The following is a 987-nucleotide window of genomic DNA, read 5'->3' on the forward strand; positions in this document are numbered from 1 at the left end:
TTTCGAGATTATTGGCGTTCAAAAGCTGGAGCAAATGCAACCAAAATCGATTGGCAAGCAACATGGCGTAACTGGGTGCGCAAAGCTATCGAGAATTTAGAAAAAACAAAAAACACGAACAACAATGGTGGAAACAATGGAAACTTTTCAAAAGATCAAAGAACTCGCGGTGGTACCGGAGAGACAATCCGTAATCTTATCGGTGCAACACAGCTTAGTGACGCCTCTACAAGATACCGTGCAACAGATAGAGAAATGTGTAACTCTGGAGTTACCATGGACCTTGATCAATGGCAGTCAATTGACAAAAAACCTAGAGAAACAAGCTTTAGAAGCTTATCAGACTGTTCAAAACTTACTTACCTTGAAAGCATCTGTTGAAGACATAGCAGAGGCTCTTGATGTGCTTGAAGGTGGTTTGACAATGCAAAAAGTTTCAAATGCAGAAGCGCGTGCAAAGGCTTATATCGCTGCTCTTAACGGCATTTCACTCTGGTCTTTATTGCAAGCCGTTAAAAATCTTATACGTGGTGAGGCAAAAGGCATGTCCACAACATTTGTCCCCTCTTGTGCTGATCTTGCGCAGTATTGTCGCGATTTAGAAAGCAGGCTTTATGGTGCTGCTGAGAAAGTTTTTATAGCTGTTGAAAATACGCGGAACAAAGCACTGGGTGGTAAACGTATTTCATTCATGAGAATAGGCAAGCCTAGTGAAGAGCAACATAACAGCAGCAATTCTAAAGCGGCTTAAAACAGCAAAATAGTGAAAAGTGCTGATCATTTTACGATTAGACATGCGTTTAAATCGATAAAAAGGTACCTTACAAAGCGATTTAAAGATTTTATGATAAATCCAACATCTACAATATAAAACGCTCTGTATGATCAAATTTGAGACAAATAGACCAATTGGTAAAATTAGGATTAAAGCATGTTCATTTTAAAACATTTATTCTTAACAATCCGTAAACAACCCATGCGAAAAAA

At 38.7% G+C, this 987-nt stretch carries 1 protein-coding gene and 1 pseudogene; both read left to right on the top strand.

The annotated features are described in order from the left end of the window. A pseudogene (locus ACFIK6_RS09965) lies at positions 1-381 on the top strand (hypothetical protein); the annotation flags it as partial. Beyond that, the gene (locus ACFIK6_RS09970; protein ID WP_375642760.1) at positions 302-751 is read left to right on the top strand and encodes a hypothetical protein; all 450 of its coding nucleotides are present in this window, start codon (positions 302-304) and stop codon (positions 749-751) included. The pseudogene ACFIK6_RS09965 and the gene ACFIK6_RS09970, both read left to right, overlap by 80 nt. The last annotated feature ends 236 nt before the right edge of the window (positions 752-987 follow it).

This window comes from Bartonella sp. AS69XJJH (assembly GCF_042195585.1).
Taxonomy (GTDB): domain Bacteria; phylum Pseudomonadota; class Alphaproteobacteria; order Rhizobiales; family Rhizobiaceae; genus Bartonella.